General features: G+C 64.8%; 11 protein-coding genes, 1 other RNA gene and 1 pseudogene. 3 read left to right on the forward strand and 10 right to left on the reverse strand.

Features of this window, described 5'->3' with window-relative positions; all coding sequences use genetic code 11:
• Positions 1-134: 134 nt before the first annotated feature.
• Positions 135-308 (forward strand): annotated as a pseudogene (locus tag VC212_RS22495) (L-fucose mutarotase); the annotation flags it as partial.
• Between the two features lie 488 nt (positions 309-796).
• On the opposite strand, the gene VC212_RS22500 reads toward VC212_RS22495, so the two are convergent.
• From VC212_RS22500 to VC212_RS22525, 6 genes are all read right to left on the reverse strand, one after another.
• On the reverse strand, positions 797-2,119 hold the full coding sequence (locus tag VC212_RS22500; RefSeq protein ID WP_323526974.1) for an L-fuconate dehydratase: 1,323 nt from the start codon (positions 2,117-2,119) through the stop codon (positions 797-799).
• Positions 2,120-2,624: 505 nt separating this feature from the next.
• Positions 2,625-3,482 carry a fumarylacetoacetate hydrolase family protein gene (locus tag VC212_RS22505; RefSeq protein WP_055846745.1) on the reverse strand — a complete coding sequence of 286 codons (858 nt, stop codon included), beginning with the start codon at positions 3,480-3,482 and terminating at the stop codon, positions 2,625-2,627.
• Between the two features lie 235 nt (positions 3,483-3,717).
• A non-coding RNA gene (locus VC212_RS22510) (sX9 sRNA) lies at positions 3,718-3,793 on the reverse strand.
• A 62-nt stretch (positions 3,794-3,855) separates the two neighbouring features.
• Positions 3,856-4,626 carry an SDR family oxidoreductase gene (locus VC212_RS22515; protein ID WP_323526975.1) on the reverse strand — a complete coding sequence of 257 codons (771 nt, stop codon included), beginning with the start codon at positions 4,624-4,626 and terminating at the stop codon, positions 3,856-3,858.
• Positions 4,623-5,495, reverse strand: coding sequence for an amidohydrolase family protein (locus VC212_RS22520; RefSeq protein ID WP_323526976.1), 873 nt, complete (start codon positions 5,493-5,495; stop codon positions 4,623-4,625). The genes VC212_RS22515 and VC212_RS22520 overlap by 4 nt, the downstream gene beginning before the upstream one ends.
• A complete protein-coding gene (locus VC212_RS22525) occupies positions 5,492-6,502 on the reverse strand; it encodes an aldo/keto reductase (protein ID WP_323526977.1) in 1,011 nt (336 codons plus the stop codon). Before VC212_RS22525 ends, VC212_RS22520 begins: the two co-directional genes overlap by 4 nt.
• 660 nt (positions 6,503-7,162) lie before the next feature.
• Between VC212_RS22525 and VC212_RS22530 the strand changes: the two genes are divergently transcribed.
• Complete coding sequence (locus VC212_RS22530; RefSeq protein ID WP_323526978.1) at positions 7,163-8,788, forward strand: family 43 glycosylhydrolase; 1,626 nt, start codon at positions 7,163-7,165, stop codon at positions 8,786-8,788.
• Positions 8,789-9,331: 543 nt separating this feature from the next.
• Here the strand turns inward: VC212_RS22530 and VC212_RS22535 are convergent.
• Positions 9,332-9,535, reverse strand: a complete 204-nt coding sequence (locus VC212_RS22535) for a hypothetical protein (RefSeq protein ID WP_115554950.1) — start codon at positions 9,533-9,535, stop codon at positions 9,332-9,334.
• Positions 9,536-9,538: 3 nt separating this feature from the next.
• On the reverse strand, positions 9,539-10,102 hold the full coding sequence (locus VC212_RS22540) for a TlpA disulfide reductase family protein (protein ID WP_323526988.1): 564 nt from the start codon (positions 10,100-10,102) through the stop codon (positions 9,539-9,541).
• Between the two features lie 582 nt (positions 10,103-10,684).
• On the opposite strand from VC212_RS22540, the gene VC212_RS22545 reads away from it, so the two are divergent.
• On the forward strand, positions 10,685-11,590 hold the full coding sequence (locus tag VC212_RS22545; protein ID WP_323523320.1) for a DUF4424 domain-containing protein: 906 nt from the start codon (positions 10,685-10,687) through the stop codon (positions 11,588-11,590).
• Between the two features lie 320 nt (positions 11,591-11,910).
• On the opposite strand, the gene VC212_RS22550 is transcribed toward VC212_RS22545, so the two are convergent.
• A complete protein-coding gene (locus VC212_RS22550) occupies positions 11,911-12,579 on the reverse strand; it encodes a response regulator transcription factor (protein ID WP_055850166.1) in 669 nt (222 codons plus the stop codon).
• A 275-nt stretch (positions 12,580-12,854) separates the two neighbouring features.
• A complete protein-coding gene (gene acs, locus VC212_RS22555) occupies positions 12,855-14,798 on the reverse strand; it encodes an acetate--CoA ligase (RefSeq protein WP_055846763.1) in 1,944 nt (647 codons plus the stop codon).
• Positions 14,799-14,860: the final 62 nt, after the last annotated feature.

The following is a 14,860-nucleotide window of genomic DNA, read 5'->3' on the forward strand; positions in this document are numbered from 1 at the left end:
AGGCGGTAGCGGCGCAAGGGTGAGTGGCATCCCTCATCCGCCCTACGGGCACCTTCTCCCGCAGGCGGGAGAAGGGGGCGGTGAAGTGGCTGCAGCGTGCATGTTCCGCTCGCAGCCATGACTAGGCTAGCGTTGACTACGATCCAGCCGCCAAGGCCGCGCGCGATGCGGCCGATCCGCGCATCCAGGCGAGAGAAGCGCTGATGTGGCGCTTCCAGAAGCCGCTGCCGGGCAGTGCGCCTGGGGAAAAGTGGCGGGAGGCCGGGCGAACTTTTGCGTTGAGTGAGGCGGTAGCGGCGCAAGGGTGAGTGGCATCCCTCATCCGCCCTACGGGCACCTTCTCCCGCAGGCGGGAGAAGGGGAGCGATGAAGTGGCTGCAGCGTGCATGTGCCGCTCGCAGCCATGACTAGGCTAGCGTTCTCGCACTCGCAGTCATGATGGCTCCTTCCTTGCTGCTCGCAGTGATTTCTGCTCCCCCGCTCCCTCATCCGCCCTGCGGGCACCTTCTCCCGCAGGCGGGAGAAGGGTGGTGGTGAAGTGGCTGCAGCGTGCATGTTCCGCTCGCAGCCATAACTAGGCTAGCGTTCTCGACTTTTCCGCTCGTAGCCATGGCTAGGCTACCGTTCTCGCCCTCGCAGCCATGACTGCTCTTTCTCTTGGCTTGGCCCGGCCGATGGCGCGGCGCGGCGGCTGAATCTTGCTGCTCGCAGTGATCTCTGCTGCGTCGTTGCCCGCTCACGCTTCCCTTCTCCCGCACGCGGGAGAAGGTGCCCGAAGGGCGGATGAGGGCGCTGGTCAGCCCTGTCGATTGGCTGCCAGGTCTTCCACCCAGAAACGTCCATCCGGGTAGCTGAATTCCGCAATCGAAGACGCGTGCATTTCTGCCGAGAAGCCGGGCACCTGTGGGGCAAGATAGCGGCCGTGTTGGATGCGCACCGGGTCCAGGAAGTGCTGATGCAGATGGTCGACGAATTCGATCGCACGGTCTTCCATCTGGCCGGTGATCGCGACGAAGTCGGCCATCGCCAGATGCTGCACCAACTCGCACAGGCCGACGCCGCCGGCATGCGGGAACACGCGCACGTTGAACTTGGCGGCCAGCAGCAAGATGGCGAGGTTTTCGTTGACGCCACCGACGCGCGCGGCATCGATCTGGATCAAATCCACCGCGCCGGCTTGCAACAACTGCTTGAACATCACCCGGTTCTGGGTGTGCTCGCCGGTGGACACCGGCACCGGGGCGATGCCCTGGCGGATCGCCGCATGGCCAAGGACATCGTCCGGGCTGGTGGGTTCTTCGATCCAGGCGATGTCGAATTCGGCCAGTTGGCGCATCCAGTCGATCGCCGGGCCCACGTCCCAACGCTGGTTGGCATCCACCGCCATCGCGATGTCCGGGCCAATCGCTTCGCGCGCGAGGCGGCAGCGGCGGATGTCGTCCTGCACGTTGGCGCCGACCTTGAGCTTGATGGTGCGGAAGCCATCGGCTACCGCTTCCTTGGCTAGGCGCACCAGTTTTTCGTCGGAGTACCCAAGCCAGCCGGGCGACGTGGTGTAGGCCGGGTAGCCTTGCTCGATCAACTGCGCAGTACGCTGCGCGCGCTGCGGCTGCGCGGCGCGCAACATGGCCAGCGCTTCGTCGCGGGTGAGCGCATCGGTGAGGTAGCGGAAGTCGATGGTGTCGACCAGCTGCTCGGGTGTGAGTTCGGCGATATAGCGCCACAGCGGCTTGTTGGCGGCACGCGCGGCCAGATCCCAGGCGGCGTTGATCACCGCGCCGATGGCCATGTGCATCACGCCTTTTTCCGGGCCCAGCCAACGCAGTTGCGAGTCGTTGGTGAGCCGGCGCGCGAAGCCACCCAGGTCGGCGATGATGTCTTCCACGCGCAGGCCGACCACGTGTTCGGCGAGCGCTGCCACGGCGGCGGTCTGCACGTCGTTGCCGCGGCCGATGGTGAACACCAGGCCGTAACCGGCCAGCGCATCCGGCGCATCGGTGCGCAGCACGACGTAGGCGGCCGAGTAATCGGGATCGGGATTCATCGCGTCCGACCCATCGAGCTCGCGCGAGGTGGGGAAGCGGACGTCGTGGGTATCGAGGGCGACGATGGTGCTCATGAAGGTCCTGGGCGATGGAAACGGGAAATAGAAACGGGAAATAGAAAACGGGCGAAAAAGAGCGTGGGGAAGAGGGACGCTTGAGCCCCTCTCCCACAGGGAGAGGGGTTGGGGTGAGGGTACGGACGCGCAGCGCCGGAAGTGTTGAAGCGCTGCAGTGACACATCCGTTTTCAACACAGATCAACAAAAAATTACTAAACGATTGACGACGCATCGATATCAACGCGCTACAGCGCTTGGTCATTCAACGCGCCGCTACAACCCAGAAAAAGATACGCATGACGGATCAACACAAGTGCCGACACGTCATGTCTAGCAACACGTCCAACAACAACGTGCGACAGCGCGACGAATCGTTCGGATACGTCGCTACGTACCCTCACCCCAACCCCTCTCCCGAGGGGAGAGGGGCATTAAGCTGCGTCGTGCGGAGGCGTTACCACGTGCGTTGAGCGCAACTTGGCACGCAATGCGACCAAAATCCTGGAAAGGGAAAAGGAGCTTTAGGCCGCATCGCGCGGATGCGCCACTACCGGTTGACGCTGACGCCCCAATCCTTCGATCTCCAGTTCCATCAGATCGCCCGGCTTCAGATACACCGGCGGCTTCTGGCCCAGGCCCACGCCCGGCGGGGTGCCGGTGCTGATCACATCGCCCGGCATCAGCGTCATGTAGCGGCTGATGTGGCTGACCAGTTCGGCCACGCCGAACACCATCGTGCGGGTGCTGCCGTTCTGGTAACGATGGCCGTTGACCTCCAGCCACATCGACAGGTTCTGCGGGTCGGCCACTTCATCGCGTGTGACCAGCCACGGGCCGATCGGGCCGAAGGTGTCGGCGCTCTTGCCTTTGACCCACTGGCCGCCATGCTCGAGCTGGAACTCGCGTTCGGACAGGTCGTTGATCACCGCATAGCCGGCTACATGATTCAGTGCGTCGTCCATCGACACATCGCGTGCGATATCGCCGATCACCACGCCCAGTTCCACTTCCCAGTCGCTCTTGACCGAGCCGCGCGGGATGATGACGGTATCGTTCGGGCCGCACACCGCGGTGGTGGCCTTCATGAAAAGAATCGGCATTTTGGGCACTTCCATGCCCGATTCGGCGGCGTGGTCGGCGTAGTTCAAGCCCACGCAGATGAACTTGCCGATGCGGCCCACTGCGGCGCCATAGCGCTGCTCGCCTTCGATCAGCGGCAACGTGGACAGATCCACTGCACGCAGTTTTTGCAGGCCGGCATTGGTGAGGTGCTCACCGGCGACATCGTCGATGACACCGCTCAGGTCGCGGATGCGGCCTTCGTTGTCGATCACGCCGGGACGTTCGTGGCCTTCGGCGCCAATACGTACGAGTTTCATGCAGTCTTCCTTTGCAGGGGAGGAATCGGAGCGAGCAGCCATCTGTTGCAAGGTGTTTCAGCAGCAGGCGGACGACGCGCTCGGAACAGGAATGTCGGTGATGCGTGCTGGCAACAGATCACGTCAGGCGTGCGATGCGGCGTGTTGTCAGCGGTATTCAGCGCAGCTGGGACACCATCGCGAGCGGCCATGGGTCTGGCCGCTGCACAGCAGTATGGTCGGCTGCGTTTAGAGCGGCTAACAAAACGTAGCGAGCAGTCGTCAGGTGGGTGTGGACGGCGCGGAGGAACCGGAGTGTACGGGTGGTACATGCCGATTCCGAGCACCGGCCGCGCCCGCCTGGCGGTGAGCACAGTAGTTTTGTTAGCTGCTCTTAGTTGGACCAGCCCCCGTCGATGATGTGGGTCTGGCCGGTGGTGAACGACGATTCGTCCGAGGCCAGGTACACCACCAGCTGCGCGATTTCGCGCGGGTCGCCCAGGCGGCCCATCGGCTGGCGATCGGTGAAGCTCTTCCACACCGCCTGTTCGTCGCCGCCCAGGGCCTGCACGCGCTGACCCAGCGACGGCGTCTTGATGGTGCCCGGGCAGATCGCGTTACAGCGCACGCCTTTGGCCACGTAATCGGCAGCAATGGCCTTGCTCAGGCCGATCACCGCGGCCTTGGTCACGCCGTACACAAAGCGGTTCGGCACGCCCTTGATGCTGGACGCGACCGAGGACATGTTGATGATGCTGCCGCGGCCGCGTTCGAGCATGCCCGGCAGCACCGCCTTGCAGGTGTAGTACATCGCATCGACGTTGATCGAGAACGAGCGGCGCCATGCCGGCTCGTCGCAGTCGAGAATGCTGCCCTGATGCACGTAGCCGGCGCAGTTGAACAACACATCGAACGGGCCGTGTTCGGCGACCAGTGCTGCAATCGCGGCGGCATCGGTGACATCGAGCAGCTGGGTGGTGATCGCATCGGACTCGGACGCCAGCGCCTGCAACGCAGCGGCGTCGATGTCGGTGGCGATTACCTGCGCGCCGGCACGTGCGCAGGCCAGCGCGCTTTCGCGGCCGATGCCGGCGCCAGCGGCGGTGATCAGGCAACGCTTGCCCTGCAGACGGGTGTTGGGCGTGGTGGGAATGGAGACTGTCATACCGATAAGGTTCCGTGGGTGGGGGCCGCCGGCCGTGGCAGACGATAGAACGTGCGTGCGTTGTCGCCGAACACCGCATCGGCGTGTTCGGCGGCATGCCGGGTAACGAGCTGTTGCGCAAGATCGAACCACTGCGCGTAATCGGCGCGCAGGGTCAGCACCGGCCAGTCGCTGCCCCAGAGCAGCCGCTGCGCACCGAAGCGCGCAAACAGATGCGCAACATACGGCTCCAGTGCATCGATGCCGGCACCGCGCGCGGCTTCGGTGAGCAACCCGGACAGTTTGCAGTGCACGTTGGGATGCTGTGCCAACGCGGCCATGCCGGCGGCCCAGGCGACGAATTCGCCGGCCGCAATCTGCGGTTTGCCGCCGTGATCGACGACCACGCGCAACTGCGGGTGGCGCTTCAAGCGCGCCTGCAATGCCGGTACATGCACGGGGCGAATCAGGGCATCGAAGGCCAGATCGTGGGCCAGCATCGCGTCGAAGGCGGCGTCCAGTGCGGGGTTTGCCAGCCACTGCACATCGGCGATGTCCTGCACCATCGGGCGCAGCCCCTTGAGCACACCGCCGCCTGCGCGGACCAGTGCGCCGATGCGTGCGGCGGCATCGGGCGCAGCAAAATCCGTCCAGCCCACCACGCCGGCAATGCGTGGCGCATCGTGGGCGAGCTCGAACAGGTAACAGGTTTCGGCTTCGGTTGCGGCGGCTTGCACCACCACCACGCTGTCGACACCGGCCGCATCCAGCGCGTCGTCCACGTCATGCGGCGCGAAGTCGCGGTACAGCGGCGCAAGCTCCGGCGTCAGCCAGGCGTAATCGCCACGGGCCAGGTGCCAGAAATGCAGATGCGCATCGACGCGGCTCATGGCGTGGGCAGGTCCGTATCGAGCAGCCCGCCATCGCGCAAGCGCTGCCACAGCGCAGGCGGGATCGATGCCTGCAAGCGCGTGGCGGCCGATTGCACCTCGGCCAGGGTGCGCATGCCGGCCACCACGGTGGTCACCGCCGGATGCGCCAGCGGGAACTGCAAGGCGGCCGCGCCGATATCCACCTCGAACGCCGCGCACGCCGCATACAGACGCTGCGCATGCTGCAAGGTGGCGGTGTCCACCGGGGCGTAGTTATAGGTGGCGCCGGGGCCGCGCGCATCGCTGAGCAGGCCGGAACTGTACGGGCCGGCCGACAGGATCGACACGCCGTGTTGCTGCGCCTGGTCGAGCAGCGCACGCGCGCCGTGCTGCTCCAGCAGGGTGTAGCGCCCGGCCAGCATCACGCAGTCGATCGGGAAGCGTGCCAGCACCTCCAGTGCTACGTCCTGCTCGTTGACGCCCAGCCCGATCGCCCCGCACGCACCGGACGCTTTCAACTCCGCCATGGCCGGCAAGGCCTCCTCCAAGGCCTGCTGCAGCACATGGGCGTGGTTGTCGCCGTGGGTCAGCGCACCGATGTCGTGCAACAGCAGCACGTCGATGTAGTCGGTGCCCAGGCGCTCCAGGCTGGAGGCGAACGCGCGCCGCACGCCGTCAGCGCTGTAGTCGAATGCGGCGCGGCGGCCGGCTACGGCAAAACCGTCGCGCCCGGCAACGGCCTGTGCGTCGTCGTAGATGCAACGGCCGACCTTGGTCGACAGCGTGTAGGCAGCGCGCGGCACGCCGGCCAGGCCGCGGCCCAGGCGTGTCTCGCTGAGTCCGTAGCCGTAGTAAGGCGCGGTGTCGAAGTGGCGGATGCCGGCCTCGAACGCGCCTGCCACCGCCGCCAGTGCGTCTGCCTCGGCGACCTCGGTGTACAGGTTTCCGATCGGCGCAGCGCCGAAGCCCAGCGCCGACAGCTGCACGTCGGTGCGGCCCAGACGTTGCCGTGCCACGGCGCTCATGCGCCACGCTCCGCAAGGGTGGCGCAGGCGCGAATGGAATCTGGAGGGCAGCTGTGCATCGCAACGTCCACTAGCCGGCAGGTGCCCGGCTGTTCGCATATGAATATCGCAATCATCAATGAACAGATCACGCTGCAGTGCAGCATGGCAAGCCAAGGCGGCTGACGGATTGGGTGATCGGTGCCGTGCGCGTCGCTCTCTCTCTGTTCGTGCGCGCATCGCTTGTGGTCGTCTGGTCCATCGGCCATCGGCTAACGGCTAACGGCAACACCGCACTCAGCTGACTACTCGGATCTCTCCTGCGGCTGCGCCGGTGCCGCCGGCGCGCCGGCAAGCGTGTGGAACCCATGACCCAGACCCGCATGGTCTTCGACCCTCGCCCCCATTGCGAACTCGGTTGTCCGCGTGCGCTGGAGAGATCGCCCCGCGGCTCTCCAGGCCAAGGGGAGCGCCGCGCTGATCGTGCGAGTGCGCCTGTTTTCGCCGTCTGGACACCTGCGCTACAGCGCAGCGGCGTGCCCCCTCGCATTGCAACGCACTCCAACCCTGCTATTTCAAAATCCGGGCCCCGCATCACCAGTTCCTATAACGCGGCCTGCGCGGTTGCCTCGCACCGGCGGCTAGGGCTAGATACCAGCCTTGATCCGATGAAGCTGATGCATGCCAGACACGACACGGCGGGAGTTGTTCAAGGTGCTGGCCGCAGGCGCATTGGTCGCGCCGTTGCCGGCTGCCGCGCAGGCGTCAGCCGTGCCATGCGCCGCGCATCCGCCGCCGTGGGCGCGCGGCATCGAGGGCCAGCGTAAGGCCGACTTGGGCAACGGCACCTATCTCAACCCTATCGTGGCGGGCGATCACCCGGACCCCACCATCCTCAAGGATGGCGACGACTACTACATGACGTTTTCGTCGTTCTTTTCGTACCCGGGCATCGTGCTGTGGCACTCCACCGACCTGGTCAACTGGACCCCGATCGGCCCGGCGCTGCGCCAGGAACTGGGCACGATCTGGGCGCTGGATCTGTGCAAGCACGCCGGCCGTTACTTCATCTACATCCCGGCCAATCCGGACGACAAGGGCTGGTCGATCTTCGTGATCTGGGCCGATGACATCCGCGGGCCATGGAGCGCGCCGATCGATCTGAACATCGCCGGCTGCATCGACCCCGGCCATGTCGTCGGCGAGGACGGCAAGCGCTATCTGTTCGTCAACGGCATCCGCAAGATCGGCCTGCGCGACGACGGCCTGGCCACCGATGGGCAACTCGAACCGGCCTACGCGCCGTGGCGGTATCCCGACGACTGGGTGGTGGAGAACTTCGCGCCCGAAGGCCCCAAGCTCACCTGGTACAACGGCTGGCTGTATCTGGTCACCGCCGTCGGTGGCACCGCCGGGCCGGTGACCGGGCATATGGTCATCGCCGCGCGGTCGCGCTCGGTGCACGGGCCGTGGGAACACTGCCCGCGCAACCCGCTGGTGCGCACGCTGTCCGAACAGGAGCCGTGGTGGTCGCGCGGCCATGCCACGCTGGTGCAAGGCCCACACGGCGACTGGTGGCTGGTCTATCACGGCTACGAAAACGGCTTCCGCACCCTGGGGCGCCAGACCCTGCTGGAGCCGATCGAGTGGACCGCCGACGGCTGGTTTCGCGCTACTGGCGGCGACCTGTCCAAGCCGTTGCGCACGCCGGCACGCGCTGCCACCGGCAGTGCGAATGTGGCGAGCGGCTTCGCGTTGTCCGATGACTTTTCCACCGACCGATTCGGCACACAGTGGAGCCTGCACGCGCCCGAGCCCGGCGAGCAGGCGCGCGTGCGGCGGGCCAACAAGGCATTGACGCTGACCTGCGCCGGCACATCGCCGATCGACAGCGCACCGTTGACCTGCGGCGTACCCGATCGCGCCTACGCGGCCGAGGTGACGCTGGAGCTGGTCGGCAATGCCGAAGGCGGCCTGCTGCTGTTCTACAACCACAAGGCCTTCGTCGGCATCGGCTTCACCGCCGACACCATGAAGACCTACGAATATTCCGAAGAACTGGTGTGGGCACGCGCGCCCAACACGCATCGCCGCATCCGCGTGCGGCTGACCAACGATCGCCACATCGTGAGCTTTGCGTATTCGTTCGACGACGGCCGGCAGTGGACGCGTCATCCCACACGCATGGAGGTGTCCGGATTCCACCACAACGTGTTCGGCGGCTTCTTGAGCCTGCAGCTGGGCGTGTATGCCGCGCAGCAGGGTGAGGTGGTGTTGCGTGACTTTAGGTATCGCGCGCTGGGCTGAGCGTGGCTGAGCACTGACGGCTGATGCTGCGCAGTGATCCTGCGTGTTGTCAGCGTTTCGTTTCCAGAACGGCTGTCGGGGACACCGTCAGCCCGATCCGATGTTTGAAAGCAGACGCCTTCGGATACCTCTCAAGGCAATCCTGCACCTGCCAAAACAAATCGTGGAGACACCGTGCTTATCTGCCGCGTGGGGCCTTGTGTTGCCTTGAACTTCTGCGGCTTTCAATGCAACGACGATGTGGTGCTCCCGCTATGCCGTCATGGACCACAGAAACGGTCGATTGACGCATCCTAGTTTGCAAGCGCAGTCAGCACGCTGACAGCGCCGCTGCGTATGCCGTGCAAGATGCCGAAGAGAAGCAGTGAGAAACCTCGTCAACTGATCCGCGACGCCGCACTGCACGCGCACTGCATGCGGATTCCAGTGCATCAATGAGCAGATCGCGCTGGTCTTCCAGCACCAGCTTCAGGGGTTCTAAGCCGAGCTGGGCGCGTGCACGTCACTGCAGAGGGCGGGGCCTTGATGGCCCCGCCGCTGGACTCAACCGCAGCAGTAGCAGACGTTGCCTTGTCCCAAATCTCCGCCGAACTCCGGACACTCGGCCTTGCAGGCCCATGCACTACACGACTCGGCCTTCGGCTGTGCGCCGTCCACGGCCATCACCTGGAACGCACCGAAGCCGGTGCTGGCCAGAAACGTCGCTGCCATCAACGCACTGCGCAAGTTTACCCAACGCTTTTTCATGCATTACTCCCTCAACGTTGCAAAAGCCGCTGGCGCATCCGTGCGGCCCAAGGCGGCGACCAGGTCCTGCACCCGCTCCGTGGTATCGAACACGCCAACATGGGAATGGCGCACGCGCCCGTCCCCATCAATGGCCATCAGCAGCGGCACGTTGCGCGCACGGAACAGCATCAGCGCGCGACGATCGGTCAACGTGACCACCGGAAAATCGAAGCCATGCACATGCGCATAGCGCGCGGCCTGCGCCGCATCGCAATGGCACACACCCAGTAATTGCGGTCGGCCCGGCAGGTTGGCCTGCAACTGCCGCGCCGCGCGCAGCACGGTCGGTGCCGAGCGCTGGCAGTACGGACACGTGGTCGTGAAAAAGAACAGCACCTGCGCCGGCCCCTGCGGCGCACCCAGCAGATGGCGCTGACCCTCGGCATCCACCGCCTCGATGCGCGGCACGTACATGCCTTCGTACGGCGTGCTGATGCGCGTCTGCAGCCATTGCTGCTGCACGCGCAGTTGTCGGTTTTGCCACGCCAGCGCTGCAATCAATGCACAGGCCATCAGCAGGCCGATCCATAGCCAGGGAAAACGTCGCGCCATGCCAGCTCCAAAGCGTCCTTGATGCCCGAGCCTTGCCCAGGCATCAGCTCATGGTCAATGGTGATATCGACAACTGCGATGTCGCGCGGTGCGCAGGTGTGGATGCGATCACGCCGGTGCGCTTGGGCTTGCCACCGTTGGGCGATGACATGCGGACGGTTTGCGCAAATAGTGCTGCAGGCAGGCCTTGCGACCGGTAACGCACGCGGCAATCGCGCCATGTCATCTGCCGATGCGATCAGGCTGTTGCGCCTGGGCTTGCCATCGTTGGGCGATGACATGCGTGCGGTTTGCGCAAACATTGCGGCAGGCAGGCCTTGCGACCGGTAATGCACGCAGCAGTCGCGCCGTGCCATCTGCCGATGCGATCACGCCGGTGCGCTTGGGCTTGCCACCGTCGGGCGATGACATGCGGGTGGTTTGCGCAACCGCGGGTGCAGGCAGGTCTTGCGACAAGTGCGCGGCGTAGCTGTCGCGCGCTGCCATCTGCCAGTGCGCGGTGCATGGCATGCTGTGCAGTGCGGCGCGTCGGTGCGTGCCGGTTTTGGGGGAGCGATGCACAAGGATTCAATGGCGCGCCGGCTGCTGCTGGCGGTGTTCGTCTGTGCGACAGCGCACGCCAACGACAGCAGTTTTGGCGACGACAACGGCACCATCCGGCTGCTGCACCAGCCCGACATCAGCATGGACAAGGAAGCGCTGCTGCTCAGCGAAGAACGCGTGCAGGTGGACTACGTGTTCACCAACAACAGCGAGCGCGACCTCAGCGTGCCGGTGGCCTTCCCGATGCCGCCAATGTATTTCGGCATGGCCGACCACAGCGAACTCACCGATTTCAAACTGTGGGTGGACGGCAAGCCGATCGCCACCACGCGCAAGTTGGTGGTGTTGCTGGACGACGGCAGCGACATTTCCAAGGCGTTTGCTGCCACCGGGTGGACCCAGGACGATGTGGAGGCCTTCACCGAATCCGGCACCCCGCCCAAAGCCCGCAAACCGCTGCCCGCGCGCTGGGTCGATGCCGACGCGCAGCCGCGTTTCACCCTCAACGAATACTTCGTCTGGCAACAGCTATTTCCGGCGCGCCGCAGCGTGCAGATCCGGCATGCGTATGTGCCCAGCCTGTCCACGGGCGTACCGCAGCCCAGCACGTATCTGCTGGAGTCCTATGCAAAGGACACCTGTATCGAACCGGCCACCAAGACCAGCATGCAGCGCCGCGAAGGCCAGTCCGGTCTGGCCTGGGCCAACTTGCGCTACGTGCTCACCACCGGCAAGAACTGGAACGGCCCGATCAAGGACTTCCAGCTGACCATCCGCAAGCAGGCCGCCAGCGACATCCTGAGTCTGTGCTTCGACGGCGAGCTGAAAAAGATCGACCCGTTGACCTTCCAGTTCAAGCAGGCCAACTTCGTCCCGATGCGCGATCTGAACGTCTTGTTCGTGCGTGCGCCAGAGTAAACGCCACAAGCCCCACACGTAGGAGCGCACCCGGGCGCGATGGAGCTTTCCCGGGAACGTCCGTCGCAGTCGTACGCGTCAGTGCGCGTCAAGTTTCTTCTGCAAAACAAGTTTTACCGGTAACGCCCATCGCGCCCAGGTGCGCTCCTACGCTGATGTCGTGTCGTGTCGTGTTGCTTCGCGTTGCACGGCATAGCAAATCTATCGATTGCCCACCAACGACGAAGGCAGACGTAGTGGGATCACACGTAGGAGCGCACCTGGGCGCGACCGGGCTTTTCCGACCAACCCCAACGCCGGCAGACACACCGCTGCGCGCGTCAGTCGTCTTCCGGCGGCGGCAACACGATGCCGTCGGAGTCGATGGCGAGCTTGCCGGCCATCAGCACGGCCTGGGTACGGTTGGTGACGCCGAGCTTGCGCAGGATTGCGGTGACGTGCGCCTTGATGGTGGCTTCGGACACGCCCAGATCGTAGGCGATCTGCTTGTTGAGCCGGCCCGCGCCCAGCATCTGCAGTACGCGGAATTGTTGCGGGGTGAGATCGCGCAACCGCTGGCCGACCTCGCGCTCTTCGCTATCGGTGGGCGGCAGGTTCTGCGCTTCGGCCGGAATCCAGCGTTCGCCATCCAGCACCGTGGCCAGCGCGCGGCCGATGGTGTCCGAGTCGGCGGATTTGGGAATGAAACCGAACGCGCCATGGTCGATGGCACGCCGCATCACCGTGGGTTCTTCGCGTGCGGACACCACCACCACCGGCAATTGCGGATGCAGCGATCGCATATGCACCAGCGCACTGAAGCCTTGCGCGCCCGGCATGTTGAGATCCATCAACAGCAGGTCCGCGTCCGGTTGCGCATCGGCCAGCGTGTACAACGCATCCACGTTGTCGGCTTCGAACAATTGCACGCCCGGCATGACCCGCTGCACCGCCCCGCGCAAGGCCTCGCGAAACAGGGGATGGTCATCGGCAATCAGCAGGGTGGTCATTGAGGGGCCGGGAGTGGGGAATCGGGAATCGGGAATGGAGAATCGGGAATGGGAAATGGGGAATCGCAAAGGCAACAGCAAAGAGCAGCAAACAGCAAACAGCAAACAGCAACAGCGTCGATGCGGTGACGTTGAAGATGAGAATTGGCAGCGATGAATAAATGTAGGGGTCGGGAACCCGCTTTTACGAATTCCCAATCTGACGATTTATTTCCCACTCCTCAGGGAACCGCTCTCACGATTCCCCAATCCCGATTCCCCATTCCCAACGCGCGTCAGCGCGTCAGCCGCTCATTGACCAGCGAATCCACCACCGACGGGTCGGCCAGGGTGGAGGTGTCGCCGAGTTGATCGGGTGCGTTTTCGGCGATCTTGCGCAGGATGCGGCGCATGATCTTGCCCGAGCGCGTCTTCGGCAGGCCCGGTGCCCACTGCAGGTGATCGGGCGAGGCGATCGGGCCGATTTCCTTGCGCACCCAACTCACCAGCTCCTTGTGCAGCTCTTCGCTGGGGTTCTCGCCGGCGATCAAGGTGACGTAGGCATAGATGCCCTGGCCCTTGACGTCGTGCGGGAAGCCGACCACCGCCGCTTCGGCGACCTTGGGGTGCGAGACCAGCGCGCTTTCCACCTCGGCAGTGCCGATACGGTGGCCGGAGACGTTGATCACGTCGTCCACGCGGCCGGTGATCCAGTAGTAGCCATCGGCATCGCGGCGGCAGCCGTCACCGGTGAAGTAGCTGCCCGGATAGGTGCGGAAATAGGTGTCGATGAACCGCTGGTGGTCGCCGTAGACGCTGCGCATCTGGCCCGGCCACGAATCCAGCAGCACCAGGTTGCCCTCGGTGGCGCCATCCAGGATCTTGCCTTCGGCATCGACCAGCGCCGGCTGCACGCCGAAGAACGGCAGCGTGGCCGACCCCGGCTTGAGGTCGACTGCGCCGGCCAGCGGCGAAATCAAAATGCCGCCGGTTTCGGTCTGCCACCAGGTGTCCACGATCGGGCAGCGGCTGTCGCCGACCACTTCGTAATACCAGCGCCAGGCTTCCGGATTGATCGGCTCGCCGACGCTGCCGAGCAGGCGCAGGCTCTTGCGCGAGGTCCGCTTGACCGGTGCTTCGCCATCGCGCATCAGCGCGCGGATCGCGGTGGGCGCGGTGTAGAACAAGGTGACCTGGTGCTTGTCGATCACGTCCCAGAAGCGCGAGACGTTGGGGTAGTTGGGCACGCCTTCGAACATCACCGCAGTGGCGCCATTGGCGAGCGGGCCGTAGACGATGTAGCTGTGGCCGGTGACCCAGCCCACGTCGGCGGTGCACCAGTAGATGTCGTCTTCGCGCAGGTCGAACACCACTTCGTGCGTGTAGCTGGCAAACAGCAGATAGCCGCCGGTGGTGTGCAGCACGCCCTTCGGCTTGCCGGTGGAACCGGAGGTGTAGAGGATGAACAACGGATCTTCCGCGTTCATGCGCTCGGGTTCGCACTCGGCCGGCTGGCCATCGACCACGTCATGGAACCAGCGATCGCGCGGCGCCTGCATGTCCACCGCGCCACCGGTATGGCGCACCACCAGCACGGTTTCGACCGTGTTGGTGCCGGGAATCTTCAGCGCCGCATCCACGTTGGCCTTGAGCGGAATCTTCTTGCCGCCGCGCAAGCCTTCGTCGGCAGTGATGATCAGCTTGCTCTGGCAGTCGATCACCCGGTCGGCGATCGAGTTGGCGGCAAAACCGCCGAACACCACCGAGTGCACCGCACCGATGCGCGCGCAGGCGAGCATGGCCACGGCCGCATCGACGATCATCGGCAGGTAGATGGTGACCCGGTCGCCCTTCTTGACGCCGAGGTTGCGCAGCGCGTTGCCGAGCTTGCAGACGCGCTCGTACAGCTCGCGGTAGGTGACCGGGTACGACGCCGCATCCGGGCTGTCGGGTTCGAACAACAGCGCGGTCTTGTCGCCGCGCGTGGCGAGCTGGCGGTCCAGGCAGTTGACGCTGGCGTTGAGCTCGCCGTCGCCGAACCAGCGGATATGGAAGTCGTCCAGCGCAAAGCTGACGTCCTTGACCTGGGTGGGTTGCTTGAACCAGTCCAGCCGCTGCGCGGCCTTGCCCCAGAACTGCTCGGGATGCTCGATCGATTCGCGGTACAGCGTTGCGTACTGCTCGCCATTGACGCGTGCGCCCTTGGCGAACGCGGGATCGACGGGATAAACATCAGCCATGGCACCCTCACTTGCGATGAACTTGTTGGGAGAGGGCACGGCAGCTGCCCTCGGTAGGCGAT

This window comes from Xanthomonas sp. WHRI 8932A, assembly GCF_035012785.1.
Taxonomy (GTDB): domain Bacteria; phylum Pseudomonadota; class Gammaproteobacteria; order Xanthomonadales; family Xanthomonadaceae; genus Xanthomonas.

Excerpts from the sequence above, each read along its gene's own strand:
- VC212_RS22550 (WP_055850166.1), bottom strand. The coding sequence starts at position 12,579 with ATGACCACCCTGCTGATTGCCGATGACCATCCCCTGTTTCGCGAGGCC.
- VC212_RS22535 (WP_115554950.1), bottom strand. The coding sequence starts at position 9,535 with ATGAAAAAGCGTTGGGTAAACTTGCGCAGTGCGTTGATGGCAGCGACG.
- acs (WP_055846763.1), bottom strand. The coding sequence starts at position 14,798 with ATGGCTGATGTTTATCCCGTCGATCCCGCGTTCGCCAAGGGCGCACGC.
- VC212_RS22530 (WP_323526978.1), top strand. The coding sequence starts at position 7,163 with ATGCCAGACACGACACGGCGGGAGTTGTTCAAGGTGCTGGCCGCAGGC.
- VC212_RS22545 (WP_323523320.1), top strand. The coding sequence starts at position 10,685 with ATGCACAAGGATTCAATGGCGCGCCGGCTGCTGCTGGCGGTGTTCGTC.
- VC212_RS22525 (WP_323526977.1), bottom strand. The coding sequence starts at position 6,502 with ATGAGCGCCGTGGCACGGCAACGTCTGGGCCGCACCGACGTGCAGCTG.
- VC212_RS22515 (WP_323526975.1), bottom strand. The coding sequence starts at position 4,626 with ATGACAGTCTCCATTCCCACCACGCCCAACACCCGTCTGCAGGGCAAG.
- VC212_RS22505 (WP_055846745.1), bottom strand. The coding sequence starts at position 3,482 with ATGAAACTCGTACGTATTGGCGCCGAAGGCCACGAACGTCCCGGCGTG.
- VC212_RS22520 (WP_323526976.1), bottom strand. The coding sequence starts at position 5,495 with ATGAGCCGCGTCGATGCGCATCTGCATTTCTGGCACCTGGCCCGTGGC.
- VC212_RS22500 (WP_323526974.1), bottom strand. The coding sequence starts at position 2,119 with ATGAGCACCATCGTCGCCCTCGATACCCACGACGTCCGCTTCCCCACC.